Origin of the sequence: Pseudomonas sp. Ost2 (genome assembly GCF_018326065.1) — a bacterium.
GTDB lineage: Bacteria > Pseudomonadota > Gammaproteobacteria > Pseudomonadales > Pseudomonadaceae > Aquipseudomonas > Aquipseudomonas gingeri.
This window is the reverse complement of the sequence record NZ_AP021904.1, coordinates 5,408,279-5,423,475: the sequence shown is the minus strand read 5'-3', so window position 1 is coordinate 5,423,475 and position 15,197 is coordinate 5,408,279. Positions and strand designations below refer to the sequence as shown.

Annotated in this window: 11 protein-coding genes; all 11 read left to right on the top strand. The window is 63.2% G+C overall.

Features of this window, described 5'->3' with window-relative positions; translation table 11 throughout:
* Positions 1-4 precede the first annotated feature (4 nt).
* Positions 5-1,273 carry a flagellar assembly peptidoglycan hydrolase FlgJ gene (flgJ, locus tag KI243_RS23740; protein WP_177088657.1) on the top strand — a complete coding sequence of 423 codons (1,269 nt, stop codon included), beginning with the start codon at positions 5-7 and terminating at the stop codon, positions 1,271-1,273.
* A 10-nt stretch (positions 1,274-1,283) separates the two neighbouring features.
* Positions 1,284-3,344 (top strand): flagellar hook-associated protein FlgK, encoded by a 2,061-nt coding sequence (gene flgK / locus KI243_RS23735; protein WP_017124456.1) that lies wholly within the window; start codon positions 1,284-1,286, stop codon positions 3,342-3,344.
* A gap of 13 nt (positions 3,345-3,357) precedes the next feature.
* Positions 3,358-4,935 carry a flagellar hook-associated protein 3 gene (locus KI243_RS23730; protein ID WP_177130350.1) on the top strand — a complete coding sequence of 526 codons (1,578 nt, stop codon included), beginning with the start codon at positions 3,358-3,360 and terminating at the stop codon, positions 4,933-4,935.
* Positions 4,936-5,055: 120 nt separating this feature from the next.
* Positions 5,056-8,652 carry a glycosyltransferase gene (locus tag KI243_RS23725; RefSeq protein WP_017124454.1) on the top strand — a complete coding sequence of 1,199 codons (3,597 nt, stop codon included), beginning with the start codon at positions 5,056-5,058 and terminating at the stop codon, positions 8,650-8,652.
* A gap of 199 nt (positions 8,653-8,851) precedes the next feature.
* Positions 8,852-9,625 carry a glucose-1-phosphate cytidylyltransferase gene (rfbF, locus tag KI243_RS23720; protein ID WP_017124453.1) on the top strand — a complete coding sequence of 258 codons (774 nt, stop codon included), beginning with the start codon at positions 8,852-8,854 and terminating at the stop codon, positions 9,623-9,625.
* A complete protein-coding gene (gene rfbG, locus KI243_RS23715) occupies positions 9,607-10,689 on the top strand; it encodes a CDP-glucose 4,6-dehydratase (protein ID WP_212809973.1) in 1,083 nt (360 codons plus the stop codon). Before rfbF ends, rfbG begins: the two co-directional genes overlap by 19 nt.
* Positions 10,686-11,246: a dTDP-4-dehydrorhamnose 3,5-epimerase gene (gene rfbC, locus KI243_RS23710; RefSeq protein WP_017124451.1), complete on the top strand. Its 561-nt coding sequence runs from the start codon at positions 10,686-10,688 to the stop codon at positions 11,244-11,246. Before rfbG ends, rfbC begins: the two co-directional genes overlap by 4 nt.
* Positions 11,243-12,469 (top strand): methyltransferase domain-containing protein, encoded by a 1,227-nt coding sequence (locus tag KI243_RS23705; protein WP_017124450.1) that lies wholly within the window; start codon positions 11,243-11,245, stop codon positions 12,467-12,469. The genes rfbC and KI243_RS23705 overlap by 4 nt, the downstream gene beginning before the upstream one ends.
* Positions 12,466-13,332 carry an NAD(P)-dependent oxidoreductase gene (locus tag KI243_RS23700; RefSeq protein WP_244861769.1) on the top strand — a complete coding sequence of 289 codons (867 nt, stop codon included), beginning with the start codon at positions 12,466-12,468 and terminating at the stop codon, positions 13,330-13,332. The genes KI243_RS23705 and KI243_RS23700 overlap by 4 nt, the downstream gene beginning before the upstream one ends.
* A complete protein-coding gene (locus KI243_RS23695) occupies positions 13,322-14,392 on the top strand; it encodes a class I SAM-dependent methyltransferase (RefSeq protein ID WP_177130343.1) in 1,071 nt (356 codons plus the stop codon). The genes KI243_RS23700 and KI243_RS23695 overlap by 11 nt, the downstream gene beginning before the upstream one ends.
* A gap of 20 nt (positions 14,393-14,412) precedes the next feature.
* Positions 14,413-15,147, top strand: a complete 735-nt coding sequence (locus KI243_RS23690) for a cephalosporin hydroxylase family protein (protein ID WP_017124447.1) — start codon at positions 14,413-14,415, stop codon at positions 15,145-15,147.
* Positions 15,148-15,197: the final 50 nt, after the last annotated feature.

The following is a 15,197-nucleotide window of genomic DNA, read 5'->3' as shown; positions in this document are numbered from 1 at the left end:
CATGGTGGATATTCGCAAGAGCGGGATCGTCAGTACCAGCGACTCGGGGGCCTATACCGACCTCAATCGCCTGAACAACCTGAAGGTCGGCGATCGCAACAGCGACGGCAACCTGCGCAAGGTCGCGCAGGAATTCGAGTCGCTGTTTCTCAGCCAGATGCTCAAGTCCATGCGTTCGGCCACCGAAGTGCTGGGCCAGGACAATCCGCTCAATACCCCGGCGGCCAAGCAGTACCAGGAAATGTATGACCAGCAACTGGCGGTGACCATGTCCCGCCAGGGTGGTGGTATCGGTCTGGCCGATGTCTTGATGCGCCAGATGTCCAAGGAAAAATCCTCGCGGCCATCCGACAGCGGGCTCAAGGCCGGACCGCCTGCGGACGCGATCGAGAAACCGGTCGAGACACCGATTGCCGCGGGCACCGCGACGGCGACGCCAGGTTCGCCGTTCGTGCGTTCCAACGGCCAGCATGTGTTGTGGGCGTCACGGGTCGGCACGCAGAACACTGCCGACGGCACGATGCGCAACGATGTGGCCAAGCTCAACGCGCGACGCCTGGCATTGCCGAGCAAGTTGGCGGATCGCCTGCTGGCCGGGCTCGTCCCGTCGGTGGATGGCGCCCAGGCCGCGCAGGCCAGGAATGTCCTGCCGCAACGCACGCCTGCCGCTGGCGATGGCGTGGTCAATGGTGACTGGCTGGCCATGCCGACCGGGACCATGCAGGTCTACGGGCGTGCCGTGGCCCAGCCACCGCTGGCACCGGCCAAGCGGGCGTTCAGTTCCCAGGATGAATTTGTCGCCACCATGCTGCCCATGGCGCAGCAGGCGGCCCAGCGCATCGGTGTCGATCCGCGTTACCTGGTGGCCCAGGCGGCCCTGGAAACCGGCTGGGGCAAGTCGGTCATGCGCCAGCAGGACGGCAGCAGCAGTCATAACCTGTTCGGCATCAAGACCGGCAGCAGCTGGCAGGGGCCACAGGCCCGGGCGATCACCAGCGAATTCAGGAATGGGCAGATGGTCAAGGAGACGGCGGACTTCCGTTCCTACGCGTCCTACCAGGACAGCTTCCACGATCTGGTGACGATGCTGCAAAGCAACAATCGCTATCAAGATGTGCTGAAGTCGGCCGATAACCCAGAACAGTTTGTACGTGAGCTGCAAAAGGCCGGGTATGCAACCGACCCGGACTACGCCAGCAAGATTTCGCAAATAGCAAAAACGATGAAGAGCTACCAGAACTACGCTGCGGCGGGCGCTTCCACGAATTTATAAGGTCTGAATCATGAGTCTGCTCAATATCGGGATGACGGGGTTGAACGCGGCCAGCTCGGCTCTATCGACCACCGGCAACAACATTGCCAACGTTGATACCGCCGGTTATTCGCGTCAGCAAACCGTGCAGAGCTCCGCGGCCTCGCAGAAGTACGGCAGCGTCTTCATCGGCACCGGGACCACCCTGGCTGATGTGCGCCGGGTCTACAGTTCGTACCTGGAATCGCAGCTGCATACCGCGACCTCGCTCAACAGCGATACCTCGTCGTACCTGGCCCAGGTCACGCCGACCGACTCGATGCTGTCCGACACCAACACCGGCATGACCGCGTCCCTGCAGAAGTTCTTCACTTCCCTGCAGGCGGTCTCGGCTTCGCCGACCGACGATCCGTCCCGTCAGACCGCGCTGAGCAGTGCCAAGGCCCTGAGTGACAAGTTCAACACCATCGCCAAGCAGCTCAACGACCAGAACACCGGGATCAACACCAACCTGGCGGACATGGCCGACCAGGTGAACAAGCTGGCGTCGAGCATCGCCAGCTACAACGACCAGATTTCCAGGATTTCCCCGTCCGCCGGCGCGCCCAACGACCTGATGGACAAGCGCAACGAGGCCGTCCGCCAGTTGTCCGAGCTGGTCGGCACCTCGGTGACCGAGCGTGGCTCCAACTACGACGTCTACCTCGCCAACGGCCAGCCGCTGGTCATGGGCAACAGCACCAATACCATTTCGGCCGTGCCGAGCAAGGACGACCCGAGCCGTTCCTCGCTGCAACTGAACCGTGCCTCGAGCACCATCGATATCACCGACTCGGTGACCGGTGGCGAAATGGGCGGCCTGATCCGTTATCGCAACGAAGTGCTGAACCCGGCGCTGAACGAACTGGGGCGCGTGGCGCTGGTCGTCGCCGACCAGATGAACAAGCAGAACGCCCAGGGTATCGACAAGAACGGCAACTTCGGTTCGGCGATCTTCAACGACATCAACAGTGCGGCCCTGGTCAGCCAGCGCAGCATCGCCAAGTCGACCAACAATCCGGCGTCCGGCAACCTGAACGTGAATATCAGCGACACTGGCGCGCTGACCACCTACGACTACCAGGTGACCTTCACCAGCGGTACGAACTACTCGGTCAAGCGTTCCGACGGCACCGACATGGGCAGTTTCAGCACGGCGACCACGCCGCCGCCGGTCATCGATGGCTTCACCCTCAATCCCAACAGCGCCACGGCGATGACCGCGGGTGACAGCTTCAAGATCACCCCGACCCGCAGCGGCGCCAGCGATATCCAGACGGTGATGACCGATTCGAAGACCATCGCCGCTGCCGCGCCCCTGACCGGCGTGACCAGTGCCAACAACGGCGGGACTTATACCCAGCCGACCCTGGTCGACCAGTTGGGCACCAGCAATGCAACCAACAACGCGCAGTTGCAGGACGCCATCAAATACGGGCTGCCGGCCAAGATCGTCTTCGGTGCTCCGGGTACCGGGGCCGCTGCGGGCACCCAGAGCTATACGCTGACCGACGCCAAGGGCAATGTCATGGGCACCGGTACCATCGTACCGGGCCAGAACAACACCCTGAACCTGAAGGTCAACATGGTGGACGCCTCGGGCAACCCGGTGATGGACACCACCGTCACGCCCAACGTGCAGAAGACCTTCACGGTCCAGACCACGGTGGGCGGCAATCCGAAAGCCGGCGAAAGCTTCACCATGTCCATGACCGGCGCGGGTTCCTCGGACAACCGCAACAGCACCGCCCTGGTCGGTCTGCAGACCAAGAAAACCGTCGACACCAGCACCGCGAGCGGCGGCATCAGCCTGTCGGACGCCTATGGCAAGCTGGTTTCCAATGTCGGCACCAAGGCGGCCACGGCCAAGTCGGACAGCGATGCGACCACCACGGTACTGACCAACGCCAAGGGCGCGCGCGATTCCCTGTCCGGGGTCAACCTCGACGAAGAAACCGGCAACCTGGTCAAGTACCAGCAGTACTACACCGCCTCGTCGCAGATCATCAAGGCGGCGCAGGAAACTTTCAGCACGCTGATCAACAGTCTTTAAGGAGTCGTAATTCATGCGCATTTCCACCGCCCAGTATTACGAAACGACCGCTGCCAACTATCAGCGTGGCTACAACGACACCCTCAAGAGCGCCGCCGAGGCCAGCAGTCTGACCAAGGTCAACACCGCCGCCGATGATCCGGTTGGCGCGGCACGGCTGCTGCAACTGGGCCAGCAAAGCGCGGCGCTGACGCAGTACGGGACCAACGCTTCCGCACTCAAGACCCAATACAGTCAGACCGAAACGGCGCTGGATTCGATCCAGACGGCGATGCAGCGCGCCCGTGAGCTGGCGGTGGCCGCCAACACCGGCAGCAAGACCGATGCCGACCGCAAGGCCGCGGCCCAGGAGCTGGGGCAGTTGCAGCAGACGATTCTCGGGCTGATGAACAGTCAGGACTCCAACGGCAACTACCTGTTTGGCGGTTCGAAGACCAACACCCCGCCGTACACCGCGAACGCTGACGGCACCTACAGCTACAATGGTGACCAGTCCACCTTGAGCCTGCAGGTCGGCGACAACTTGTCGCTGGGCAGCAATATCACCGGTTGGGAGGCTTTCCAGCAGTCCATCAACACCGCACGAACCAATGTCACCATGACCGCCCCGGCGGTGGACGATGGCCGCGTGAGCTTGTCCAACGGCCAGGTCAGCAACAGTGCGACCTATGATTCCAAGTTCGCCGCGGGCCAGCCCTACACCGTGACTTTCCTCAGCAGCACGCAGTTGAAGATCACCGACGCCGGCGGCAACGACGTGACCTCGGAGGCCAGCCAGAACGGCGTCATCAGCAACAGCAACGGCGCCAACCAGTCGGTGAACTTCCGTGGCATCGACCTGGGCCTGAACATCAACCTGAAGTCCGGTGATGTCCCGGACACCGTGATTGCCGGCCACACCTTCACGTTGTCGGTACAACCGGACACCTTCAATACCTCGCGTAGCCCGGGCAACACCTCGACTTCGGTGATCACCGGTGCGACCACCACCAACCAGGCGGCCTACGCCAGTACTTTCCCGAATGGTGGGGCAATAATCAAGTTTGGTGCTGGTGGGGCCTATGACCTGTATGCTGCGCCGATCTCGGCGGACAGCAAACCGGTCTCCTCGGGCACCATGCCCGCGCTGCCTGCCGCGCAGACGATAACGGCAGCCGGTGTCACCTTCACCTTCAGTGGGGCGGCCAATACGGGCGATCAGTTCATCGTCCAGCCCAACGATCACCAGACCCAGAATATCCTCGACACCCTGGGCTCGATGATCAATGCCCTCAATACCCCGAGCGATGGCATTCCGACGGCCCAGCAGAAGCAGTTGGCAACGATGAATGCGGGGATCAGTAACATCGACAGCGCAATGAACCAGGTGGGCAGTGCGACGACCACTGTCGGTACGCGTGGGTCGGCGATGGATGTACAGGCAGCGACCAACGAAAGCCTCACCCTGGCCAACACCAGCAGCCAGCAGGCGATCAGGGACTCCGATCCGGCCGAGGTGATGACCCGCCTCACCTTGCAGCAGACCATGCTGCAGGCCGCTCAACTGGCCTTCAGCAAAATCAGCCAGCTGGGCCTGTTCAACAAGATCTAGGAATCATAATCGGGCGCGCAAGCGCCCGATTGCTGTCTCCCTCGAATACCCGCCGCTGTGGCCAGCGGCTCCAGGGACGCTGCCGTCGCAGGCGCGCTCCCGTCGCTTGAGAGTCCCGCCGTGAACACCACCCCCCTTGTCAGTCTCGTCATCCCCGCTTCCAACCCACGGTTCTTTCCCCGGGCCCTGGGCGGCGCCTTGACGCAGAGTTATGCCAACCTGGAAATCATCGTGTGCGATGACAGTCCGGGCGATGAGATCGAGAAGGCGGTAGAGGCGCTGAGCGAACGGACCGGCAAGGCCGTGCGTTATGTGCGCAATCCGCAGCCGCTGGGTTATATCGGCAATCTGCAGGCGTGCCTGGACCTGGCCACGGGTGAGTACATCAAGTTCCTGCTGGACGACGATCAACTGCTGCCCGGGATTATCGAGCAGCAGGCCCAGGTCTTTATCGATCATGCAGAGGCCAACCTGGTATTGGCACAGCGCTTCTACTGGGATGCCGACGATCTCCAATTGCCTTCGCGCCTGGAGAACAGCACCCTGTCGCCGGTTTCCGGGCTGTTCAAGGCCGAAGACCTGCTGGCCATCTGCGAGAACTTCCCGGTCAACTTTTTCGGCGGTCTGACTTGCGCGCTGTTTCGTCGGGATGATCTGCTCGAGTTGCTGCCGGCCCTGACCCAGCCCGGGCATTGTTTTGTCGCGTCCCTCGACCTGGCGCTGTATATCTGCCTGTTCCGGCGCGGCAGCCTGGCTGTATTGAACAATGTACTGAGCATCGAGCGCCTGTACCCCGAGCGGATCAATCGCCAGCAGGCGATGAAGGATGCCGCCGCCACGGAAATGCAGTGGCTGCTGCAAATGCTCAAGGCCCGTAGCGGCGAGAAGGCTCCGGCCCCGGGCTGGGTACGCTACGTGCCCCTGGCAACGGCCGGGGTCCTGCCGCGGGTCTGGGAAGAGCTGCCCCTGAGCCGGACCCTCGGCACCCGGCAGACCACCCAGCACTGGCGGGTCGGTATCGCCAGCGAAAGCTTCGCCCAGCTCTACGCCGAATGGCTGGCGTGCCGCACCCTGACCGAGCCTCAGCGCAAGTTGTTGCCGGATACGCTGAGCACCTGGCCCTGGCAGCCGAAGATCGTGCCCGTGGTGATTGACGAGCCGGGCGGTAGCGCCGATCTGGAAATGACCCTGCACAGCCTCGCACAGCAGCTCTACGCACCCCAGCTGACGTTGGTCCTGTCCAGTGCCTGTACCGAGGCCACGCTGGACGGTCGGGTGTTTCGCCTGCCTCTGGAGGAGGACTGGCGCCAGCAGGTGAACGGGTTGTTGGCGCAGCTCGATGAAGCCCACTGGTTCTATCTGTTGCGTGCCGGTGACCGCCTGCCCGAGCCGGCCTTGCTGGTGCTGGCCGAGCGTATCGTGATTTCGCCGAATGCCCGCTGTATCTACAGCGACGAGGGCGGCTTGCTGGCCGGTGAATCGACGGAGCCGGTGTTCAAGCCGGATTTCAACCTCGATCTCATGCGCAGCTACCCCTATGTCGGGCGTGCCCTGGCGTTCCAGCGCGAAGCTTTTCTGGCCCATGGCGGTTTCGACGTGCGCTGCGCCGAGCTGGCTCCCCACGACGTGCTGTGGCGGATGGTCGAAAGCGACGGCACGCGGGCGGTGGAGCATATTGCCGAGATTCAGCTGGAGTCGGCGTTTTCCCTGTCCCGATGGTTGTCCTTGCCCGAACTGGTCGAGCTCAACCCGTATGTCGTGCAGGCGCACCTGGAGCGACTGGGGGTCGAGCATGAGGTCCGCCCCGGTGAGGGGCGACTGCTCAATCGTATCGACTACCACTACCCGTCGCGGCCGCTGGTGTCGATCATCATTGTCAGCAAGGACCAGTGCGCAGCCTTGCAGCGCTGTGTCGAAAGCCTGCTGGAAAAGACTCTCTACACCGAATACGAACTGTTGCTGGTGGACAATGGCAGCGAAGGTGCCGAAGCGCAGGCCTGGTTGGCCGGCATGGCGCAATTGGGCAGTGACCGTCTGCGCGTACTGGAGTACCTGCCACAGGGCAATGCGGCGGCGGTGCGCAACTTCGCTGCCAGTCAGGCGCGTGGCGAATACCTGGTGACGCTCAATCCCTACACCGTGATCACCCAGGGTGAGTGGCTGGACGAGTTGCTCAACCACGGCCAGCGCCCGGAAGTCGGCGTGGTCGGGGCCAAGCTGTTCAGTCCCGACGGACGCGTGCTGCACGCGGGCTTGATCCTCGGGCTGCGTGGCCCGGCAGGCATACCGTTCTACGGCGAGGCGATGCATGCGGCTGGTTACATGTACCGGCTGCAAGTCGTGCATGACCTGAGTGCGGTGGGCGCCGATTGCCTGATGGTCCGCAAGTCGCTGTTCGATGAGCTGGGCGGATTGAATGAACAGCAGTTCGGCCAGTCCCTCAACGAAGTCGACCTGTGTCTGCGGGTCGGCCAGAGCGGTCACCTGGTGGTCTGGACGCCCCATGCGCAGTTGGCCCTGGGCGCGCAACCGGCGGTACAGCTGGAGGCCGAGCAGCAGCAACAGCGCGCCCTGGAAGAAGAGACGTTCTACAAGCGCTGGCTGCCCGTTGTCGCCCGCGATCCGGCCTACAATCCCAGCCTGACGCTGGACAGCCTGGGCGGCTCCAGCTTCAGCCTGGAGCCGGGCCTGCGCACGGGCTGGAGTGCCTTCTCCGGGCGTTATCTGCCACGGATCATGGCATTGCCGGTGAATGCCTCGGCCATCGGCCATTACCGCGTCACCCAGCCGCTGATCGAGCTGGAAGCGGCGGGGCGGGCAGTGGGGAAGACGTATTACAACTTGCCTTCGATTATCGAGGTCGAGCGTCAGTCTCCTGACGTTATCGTTCTGCAGGGTCGCTACGCCGCGCAACCGATTGATGAAATCACCGGTCTGAAGACCTACAGCCAGGCCCGCCGTATCTATGAGCTGGATGACTATGTCATCAGCGTGCCGCGCAAGAACGGACATATTCGCAACCTGCCCGACCAGGACGAAATGGAGCGCCTGGTGCGTCGCGGCATCGGCATGTGCGATCGGGTGGTGGTCTCCACCGCACCCCTGGCGGACGCCTTGTCTTCCATGCACAGCGATATCCGGGTGGTGCCGAACATGCTGGCCACGCACCTGTGGAACGGCTTGCGCAGCCAGCGCCGGACCTCAAAAAAACCGCGGGTGGGTTGGGGCGGAGGGACCAGTCACGCCGGCGACCTGGCGATCATCGCCGACGTCGTGAAGGAACTGGCCAATGAGGTGGATTGGGTCTTCTTCGGCATGTGCCCCGATGATCTGCGCCCCTATATGCATGAGTTCCACGGGGTGATCGACCTGGCGATCTACCCGGCGAAGCTGGCCAGCCTGAACCTCGACCTGGCGCTGGCACCCCTCGAGTTCCACATCTTCAACGACTGCAAGAGCAACCTGCGTCTGCTGGAGTATGGCGCCTGTGGTTATCCGGTGATCTGCACCGATACCAAGGCCTATACCGGGTATCTGCCGTGCACGAAGATCAAGACCAACACCACGGATGAGTGGCTGCAGGCGATTCGCATGCACCTGGCCGATCCCGATGCCAGCTACCGTATGGGCGATGAGTTGCGTGAGATCGTGCTGCGGGACTACATGCTGCGTGGCGACAACCTGCGTTACTGGGAAAACGGCTGGCTGGCCGACTGATTCGCGTCCCCGATGTATTGCGCCGGCTCCGTCCGCGGAGCTGGCGCGTTTCCTGCAAGTCCCCCTTCATATCGCCATAAATCGTGCATTTGGCGGCGCGGCCAATCGGCCCTGAGCCATTGCGAATGATTTGACCCGGCAGTCTGGGAAGTCCCACAGGGCCCGAGCAGCTCCTGTGATGAAGAAGAAGGGGACGTTGATGAAGGCAGTAATTCTGGCGGGTGGCCTGGGCACGCGGATCAGCGAGGAATCGCACCTCAAGCCCAAGCCGATGATCGAGATCGGCGGCAAGCCAATTCTCTGGCACATCATGAAGCAGTACTCGGCCCACGGTATCCACGACTTCGTGATCTGCCTGGGCTACAAGGGCTACGCCATCAAGGACTTCTTCGCCAACTACTTCCTGCACACCTCCGACGTCACCTTCGACATGTCCAACAACCGCATGGACGTTCACCAGAATTACAGCGAACCGTGGCGCGTCACCCTGATCGACACGGGTGAGGAAACCATGACCGGTGGCCGCCTGCGTCGCGCCGGCCGTTACTTGGAAAACGAAGAGGCCTTCTGCTTCACCTACGGCGACGGCGTTTCGGACCTGAATATCGGTGCGTTGGTGGACTTCCACCGTGGCAGCGGCAAGCTGGCCACGGTCACCGCCGTGCAACCGCCGGGGCGTTACGGCGCGCTGGAGCGCGATGGCGACATGGTCCGCGGCTTCATCGAAAAACCTCGTGGCGACGGTGGCTGGATCAACGGCGGGTTTTTTGTCCTGTCGCCCAAGGTCTTGTCATTGATCAGCGACGATACCACGGTCTGGGAAGCCGAGCCGCTGATGGGGCTGGCTGCCCAGGGGCAGTTGAATGCCTTCCAGCATGATGGCTTCTGGCATCCGATGGACACCCTGCGCGACAAGAATCACCTGGAGCAGTTGTGGCAGAGCGGGGAGGCCCCATGGAAGCAGTGGGACTGAGCCCGGCTTTCTGGCGTGGCAAGCGGGTCCTGCTGACCGGCCATACCGGCTTCAAGGGCAGTTGGCTGGCGCTCTGGCTACAAAGCCTGGGCGCCGAGGTCAGTGGCTTTGCCCTGGCCCCGGCCACCGAGCCGAACCTGTTCGAACTGGCGCGGGTCGGCGAAGGCATCAAGGACCGGCGCGGCGACCTGCGTGACCTCGGTGAGTTGCTGGAACTGATCGCCGAGACCGAGCCGGAAATCGTCCTGCACCTGGCCGCGCAGCCACTGGTGCGTGAGGCGTATCGCGATCCCCTCGGTACCTATTCGAGCAACGTCATGGGCACCCTCAACCTGCTCGAGGCGATCCGCCAGGTGGGTGGCGTGCGTGCCTGCGTGCTGGTGACCACCGACAAGGTCTACGCCAATCAGGAATGGGCATGGCCCTATCGGGAAAACGAAGCCCTTGGTGGCCACGATCCCTATAGCAGCAGCAAAGCCTGTTGCGAGTTGCTGGCACAGTCCTACGTGGCTTCCTTCTTTCCCGCCGGGCGCTACGACGTGCATGGCCTGGCGCTGGCGACAGCGCGGGCGGGCAATGTCCTGGGCGGCGGCGATTTTTCACCGGAGCGATTGATTCCGGATGTGCTCCGCGCCTGGTCGGCGGATGAGCCGGTGACCTTGCGTTATCCACAGGCCGTGCGCCCCTGGCAGCATGCGCTGGAGCCGCTGGCCGGCTACCTGTTACTGGCGGCCGCGCTTTATGAGCGCGGGCCGGAATCGGCCGGGGCCTGGAACTTCGGGCCAGGTGAAGACGATATGTGCAGTGTCGGCGACGTGGTCGGGCGGCTTGCCGGGCGCTGGCCGCAGGCCCCGGGCCTGCTGGTCGAGCCGAGCGAGCTGCACGAAGCAGGGCTGTTGCGCCTGGACAGCAGCCGCGCGCGGCAACTGCTTGGCTGGCAACCGCGCTGGTCGTTGCAGCAATGCCTGGAACATACCCTGGACTGGCACCTGGCGTGGAAGAACGGCGCGGACATGCGGGCCTTCACCCTGGCGCAGTTGGATCTCTATCGGGGGGCGTTGTGAGCGAATTGCTGATTCACCCCTTGCCCCTCGAGGGTCTGTTCAGTGTGCAGCACAAACGGCACGCCGATCAGCGCGGGCAGTTTTCCCGGTTGTTTTGCGAAGGCAGCCTGAGTGCCTTTGGCCAGGTTTTTCATGTCCGCCAGATCAACCATTCCTGCACCCGTGAGCGCGGTAGCGTGCGCGGCCTGCATTATCAGAATGCCCAGGCTCCGGAAGCCAAGCTGATCACCTGCCTGCGGGGCGAGGTCTGGGATGTCGCGGTGGACCTGCGTCCGGATTCGCCGACCTTCCTGCAGTGGCACGCCGAGCACCTGCGCGCCGGCGACGGTCGCAGCCTGCTGTTGCCCGCCGGTTTCGCCCACGGTTTCCAGACCCTGAGCGACGACGCCGAGCTGCTGTATCTGCACAGCGCCGACTATGCGCCGGACGCCGAGGGTGGCCTGTCGGTGCTCGACCCGCGCCTGGCGATTGCCTGGCCCGAGGCTGTCAAAAATCTGTCGGCCAGGGATGCGGGTCATCCGCTGCTCGACACGTCTTTCCCTGGAGTACGTCTATGAACTGCCGAGGTTGCGGCACCCCGTTGGTCTTGCCGTTGATCGATCTCGGCACTTCGCCGCCGTCCAATGCTTACCTGCGGGCTGACCAGTTGGAGCAGGCGGAGCCCTGGGTCCCGTTGAAAGTCGCGGTGTGCCAGAGCTGCTGGCTGGTGCAGACCGAGGACTACACCCGCGCCGATACGCTGTTCGATGCCGAGTACGCCTACTTCAGTTCGTTTTCCAGCACCTGGCTGGCCCACGCCGAGCGTTATGTGGCCGAGATGGTCGAGCGCTTCGGGTTGAGCGCCGACAGCCGCGTGGTGGAGGTGGCCGCCAACGATGGCTACCTGCTGCAATATGTGGCCGGGCGCGGCATCCCCTGTCTGGGTGTCGAGCCGACCCGCAGCACCGCCCAGGCGGCGCGGGACAAGGGCCTGGAGATCCGTGAACTGTTCTTCGGCCGCGACACCGCGTTGCAGTTGTGCGAAGAGGGTTGGTCGGCCGACCTGATGACGGCCAACAATGTGCTGGCCCATGTGCCGGACATCAACGATTTCCTCCAGGGTTTCGCCACCCTGCTCAAGCCTGCGGGCGTGGCGACCTTCGAGTTTCCGCACCTGCTCGCCCTGATGGCCGGGCATCAGTTCGATACCCTGTATCACGAGCACTACTCCTATCTGTCACTGACCGCGGTGCAGGCCCTGTGCGCACGCAACGGCCTGGAAGTCTTCGACGTCAGCGGCCTGCCGACCCATGGCGGTTCGCTGCGGGTCTTCGTGCAGCGCGCCGATGGTTCGCAGCGTGCGGTGCAGCCGGTGGTCGGGCAGGTTCTGGCGGCCGAACTGGCCACCGGCGTGAAGACCGCGGCGTTCTACGCCACCCTGGCACCGGCCGCCGAACACATCAAGCATGGCCTGCTGCGGTTTCTCCTGCAGGCCAAGGCCGAAGGCAAGCGCGTGGTGGGTTATGGCGCGGCGGCCAAGGGCAATACCCTGCTCAACTACGCCGGGGTCAGGGCTGACCTGCTGGCCTGGGTGGCCGATGCCAACCCGCACAAGCAGGGTAAATTCCTCCCGGGCAGCCGCATTCCGGTGGTCTCGCCCGAGCGCATCGAGGCCGAGAAGCCGGACTACGTGCTGGTGTTGCCGTGGAACCTGCTGCAGGAAGTCAGCCAGCAACAGGCGGTCGTACGTGAATGGGGCGGGCGTTTCGTGGTTGCCGTGCCCGAGTTGACGGTCCTGTGAGCGGCCTCAGGGTGCTGGTGACGGGAGCGACCGGTTTTGTCGGTCAGCATCTGGTCACGGCCTTGCTGGCGCGTGGCCATTCCGTTCGCGCCGTGGCCCGTCATCCCGAAGCCGCCCGGAGCCTGCCATGGGCCGATGCGGTGGAACTGGTTGCCGCCGACGTGCACGCCGAGGACCTGGACGTGGCTGCGCTGACCGACGGCATCGATGTCCTGGCTCATCTGGCCTGGCCCGGGCTGCCGAACTACCAGGCGCTGTTTCACTTCGAACACAACCTGTTCGCCGATTACCGCTTTATCAAGCAGGCGGTCGAGGCCGGTATCCCCCAGGTGCTGGTGACTGGCACCTGTTTCGAGTATGGCCTGCAGAGCGGGCCGCTGAGTGAGGCGGTGGCGGCACAGCCGAGCAATCCCTATGGTCTGGCCAAGAACAGCCTGCGCCTGTTTCTGGAGGCGCTGCGCCAGCAGGTGCCGTTCAACCTGCAATGGGCGCGGTTGTTCTACCTGTACGGCGAGGGGCAGAACCCCAACAGCTTGCTGGCCAGCCTGGACCGTGCCATCGAGGCCGGCGACAGCCACTTCAACATGTCGGCGGGCGAGCAGCTACGCGATTACCTGCCGATCGAAGTGGCTGCCGGTCATCTCGCGCGGCTTCTGGAACAACGGGACTTTTCCGGTGTGGTCAACTGCGCCAGCGGCCGGCCGATAGCGGTCAGGACCCTGGTTGAGCAGCGTCTGCGCGAGCGCGGGGCATCGATCACGCTGAACCTGGGTCACTACGGTTACGCCAGCCACGAACCGATGGCGTTCTGGGGCGTGGCCGAGCGGTTGCAACAGTTACTGGGAGGCGAACATGGCGCATGAGTTGTACCGGGCGAGCGATCTGCCGGTCCTGCAGAACCGTACCTTTGCCGATGCGGCTTCGGCCAGGGCCTCGGCCAGCGCCGATATCGTGCTGGTGCAGGACGAGGTCAGCGGGTTGATCTTCAACCAGGCCTTCGATGCCGACAAACTGAGCTACGACAGCGATTACCAGAACGAACAGGCACATTCCGGCCAGTTCCAGCAGCACCTGAACGATGTGGAGGGCATCATTGCCCGCCATTTCAAGGGGCAGAGCCTGATCGAGGTGGGTTGTGGCAAGGGCTATTTCCTCGAACTGTTGCGCGGCCTGGGCTATGCAATCACGGGTATCGACCCGGCGTACGAAGGCAGTAACCCCGAGGTGATCAAGGCACCGTTCACCCGTGGCCTGGGGCTGGCGGCCGATGCCCTGGTGCTGCGCCATGTGCTGGAACATATCGCCGACCCGGTGGCCTTCCTGGCCGCCATGGCCGAGGCCAACCAGGGCGGGCAGATCTATATCGAGGTGCCATGCTTCGACTGGATCGTCGAGCACAGTGCCTGGTTCGATCTCTTCTATGAGCATGTCAATTACTTCCGCCTCGACGACCTGCGTCGCCTGTTCGGCACCGTGCACGAGGCCGGTCATCTGTTTGGCGGGCAGTACCTGTATATCGTCGCCGACCTCGGCAGCCTGCGCCTGACACCGAGCGAACCGGTGGTGCGCCAGCACTTGCCGGAGCACTTCACCGCCAGCCTGGACAAGGCCATCCGCATTATCCGCGAGGCACCCGAGCAGGGCTCCTGCATCTGGGGGGCGTCGTCCAAGGGCGTGATCTATTCGTTGTTCCTGCAACGGGCGGGCGTGGCTGTCGACCAGGTGGTGGATATCAACCCGGCCAAGCAGGGGCGTTACCTGCCACTCAGCGGTGTCCGTGTGTCGTCACCGCAGGAAGCCCTGGAAACCTTGCCCATCGGGGCCAACCTGTTTGTGATGAATTCCAATTACCTCGAAGAAATAAAGCGCATGACCGGTGGACGTTATGTCTACCACGCCGTCGACAGCGCCTCCTTTCAATGAACTTTTGCCGAGACCGAACAATGACCAAGACCGTAATGCAAGCCTTCGAAGCCGAATGCCAGGCTGAAATCGCCGCCCAGGGCCAGGACGAAAAACTCCAGGGCCTGGCCCGCGAGTTCTTCAATGAATCGGCCAAGCACAAGTACAGCTACCACTTTTCCTGGATGGGCCGGCCGATCATCCAGTTGCCCCAGGACATGATGGCGATGCAGGAGATCATCTGGCAGGTCAAGCCGGACCTGGTCATCGAGTGCGGTATTGCCCATGGCGGCTCGATCATCTACTACGCCTCGCTGCTGGAACTGCAAGGCCATGGCGAGGTGCTGGGTATCGACCGTGACATTCGCCCGCACAACCGCGAAGCCATCGAAAGCCACCCGATGAGCAAGCGCATCAGCATGATCGAAGGCTCGAGCATCGAGCTGTCGACCGTCGAGCAGGTCCGCGCTGCCGCCGAGGGCAAGAAGGTGATCCTGGTCCTGGACTCCAACCATACCCACGATCACGTGCTGGAAGAGCTGCGCCTGTACGCGCCGCTGGTCTCGGTCGGCAGCTACTGCGTGGTGATGGACACCGTGGTCGAGGACATGCCGCCGGAGTTTTTCCCGGATCGTCCATGGGGGCCGGGTGACAACCCGAAGACCGCGGTCTGGGCCTACCTGGAAGAGAACCGTGATTTCGAGATCGACAAGCAACTGGAAAACAAGTTGCTGGTCACCGTTGCACCGGACGGCTACCTGCGTCGGGTTCGCTGAGTAACAACATCATCCTGGGTTCATGGGTCGATTCGGCAGTTTTGGGGAAA

Bases quoted from the DNA above. Each gene is read 5' to 3' on its own strand.
- KI243_RS23695 (WP_177130343.1), top strand. From the start codon at position 13,322: ATGGCGCATGAGTTGTACCGGGCGAGCGATCTGCCGGTCCTGCAGAAC.
- KI243_RS23730 (WP_177130350.1), top strand. From the start codon at position 3,358: ATGCGCATTTCCACCGCCCAGTATTACGAAACGACCGCTGCCAACTAT.
- KI243_RS23690 (WP_017124447.1), top strand. From the start codon at position 14,413: ATGACCAAGACCGTAATGCAAGCCTTCGAAGCCGAATGCCAGGCTGAA.
- KI243_RS23705 (WP_017124450.1), top strand. From the start codon at position 11,243: ATGAACTGCCGAGGTTGCGGCACCCCGTTGGTCTTGCCGTTGATCGAT.
- rfbF (WP_017124453.1), top strand. From the start codon at position 8,852: ATGAAGGCAGTAATTCTGGCGGGTGGCCTGGGCACGCGGATCAGCGAG.
- flgK (WP_017124456.1), top strand. From the start codon at position 1,284: ATGAGTCTGCTCAATATCGGGATGACGGGGTTGAACGCGGCCAGCTCG.
- rfbG (WP_212809973.1), top strand. From the start codon at position 9,607: ATGGAAGCAGTGGGACTGAGCCCGGCTTTCTGGCGTGGCAAGCGGGTC.